Annotated in this window: 1 protein-coding gene; it reads left to right on the top strand. The window is 45.1% G+C overall.

The window, feature by feature from the left end:
• Positions 1–2,413: class I SAM-dependent methyltransferase (locus tag IQ237_RS25915; RefSeq protein ID WP_194060110.1), on the top strand; the 2,413-nt coding region annotated here is incomplete at both ends.

Here is a 2,413-nt window from a genome sequence, read left to right as displayed (position 1 = left end):
AACTCAAACAGCTTTCTCAAGAGACGGGAACCACACTGTTTATGACACTGCTGGCAGGTTTTGTGGTGTTGCTGTCTCGCTACAGTGGACAAACAGATGTGGTAGTAGGCTCACCAATTGCTAATCGCAACCGCACAGAAATTGAAGGTTTAATTGGGTTTTTTGTCAATACTTTGGCACTGAGATTTGATTTATCTACAGAACTAAACTTTGAAGAGTTATTGGCACAGGTGCGACGGGTGACTCAAGAGGCTTATGACCATCAAGATTTACCCTTTGAGATGTTAGTCGAACAGTTGCAAATAGAGCGGAATCTAGATCGAAACCCTCTGGTGCAAGTGGTGTTTGCTCTGCAAAACGCTCCCTCCTCTCCCTGGAATCTGCCTGGGTTAGAAGTGGAAGAAATGGATTCGGGAGTGGATTCAGTGCGAATGGATTTAGAAGTTCACTTGTGGGATACACCAGAAGGACTCAAGGGTGTCTGTGCTTACAACAGAGATTTATTTGATGGGGCGACGATTGCCCGGATGATGGAGCATTTTGTGGCTTTACTGCCAGCAATTGTTGACAATCTCCAGCAGCCAGTAGCATTACTGCCCTTGCTGACTCAGGCAGAACAGCATCAATTATTAGTTGAGTGGAATGATACTCAAGCTGATTATCCTCAAGATAAATGTATTCATGAGTTATTTGAGGAACAGGTGGCGCGGACTCCTGATGCTGTGGCGGTGGTGTTTGAGCATCAACAACTGACTTACCAAGAGTTGAATGACCGAGCAAATCAGCTGGCATATTACTTGCAGTCTTTGGGTGTAGGCGCAGATGTGCTGGTAGGATTGAGTGTAGAGCGTACACCCTTGATGATGATCGGACTGTTAGCGATACTCAAAGCTGGTGGTGCTTATGTACCCCTTGACCCAGAGTATCCTGTTGAGCGTCTGAAATTTATTCTAGAAGACACTCAAGTCCGGGTACTGGTGACGCAACAGCAATTGGTTGATAAATTACCGCCCACATCAGCTAACCTAGTCTTGATTGATCAAATCTGGTCACAAATTGAGGCAAACAACCAAGATAACTTGACTGGGGTAGCAGCAACTTCTCATTTAGCTTATGTGATTTACACCTCTGGTTCCACAGGTAAACCAAAAGGAGTAATGGTTGAACATAAAGGACTGTGTAACCTTGCTCAAGCCCAAATTCAAACTTTTGGTTTAGACTCTGATAGTCGAGTTCTCCAGTTTGCTTCCTTTAGTTTTGATGCTTCTATATGGGAAATATTAATGGCTTTTGGGTCAGGTGCAACACTGTACCTGGGAACAAAAGACGCTTTCATGCCAGGGAAAGCATTAATTGAGAAATTACGCCATTATGGCATTACCCATATTACCCTACCACCATCAGCATTAGCAGTGATGCCAGTGGAAGCACTGCCGGCACTGCAAGCCATCATTGTGGCTGGAGAAGCGTGTGGGGTGAAATTAATGAAACAATGGTCTATAGGTAGAAACTTCTTCAATGCTTACGGTCCGACAGAATCTAGCGTTTGTGCCACTATTGCTAAATGTACTCCCGATGACGAGAAAGTTACTATTGGTCGTCCCATTGCCAACGCCCAGGTTTATATTTTAGATTCGCAATTACAACCTGTTCCTGTGGGTGTGCGGGGAGAAATCCATATTGGTGGTGTGGGACTGGCTAGAGGGTATCTCAATCGTCCAGAATTGACACAAGAAAAATTCATTGCTAATCCCTTTAGTGATGAACCGCATTCCCGGCTTTACAAAACAGGGGACTTAGCGCGTTATCTTCCAGACGGCAACATTGAATATCTGGGACGCGTTGATAACCAAGTGAAGGTGCGTGGTTTCCGCATTGAATTGGGCGAAATTGAAGACGTTTTGACTCAATATCCCTTGGTACAGGAAAGCGTCGTCATCGCCAGAGTGGATAACACTGGTGAGAAACAACTGGTGGCTTATTTAGTCCCGGCTTTGAAAAATAAAGTATTACCCCAGCAGTTAGCTCAATGGCAGAGTGAGTACGTTGGTGACTGGCAAATGCTGTATGAGCAGACTTATGGGCAACCGCAAACAACGATAGATGATGTCACATTCAATATCAGTGGTTGGAACAGTTCCTACACGAAGGAAGCCATCCCCGCTTGGGAAATGCAGGAGTGGGTGGAAAATACAGTCAGCCGTATTCTGTCTGTTTCACCGCAGCGAGTTTTAGAAATTGGTTGTGGTACTGGGTTACTGCTATCGCGCATTGCTCCCAACTGCCAAGAGTATTGGGGATGTGATTATTCCAGTGCGGCTATCCGGCAGGTTGAGCAAATATGTCAAAGGGTTGCTGGGTTAGAAAATGTGCGCTTACTGCACCAAATGGCAGATAACTTTACAAATATTCC

It is taken from the genome of Sphaerospermopsis sp. LEGE 08334, from assembly GCF_015207205.1.
Lineage (GTDB): Bacteria > Cyanobacteriota > Cyanobacteriia > Cyanobacteriales > Nostocaceae > Sphaerospermopsis.
Note: the sequence above shows the minus strand (reverse complement) of the source record. Positions and strands in the feature narration are given on the sequence as shown.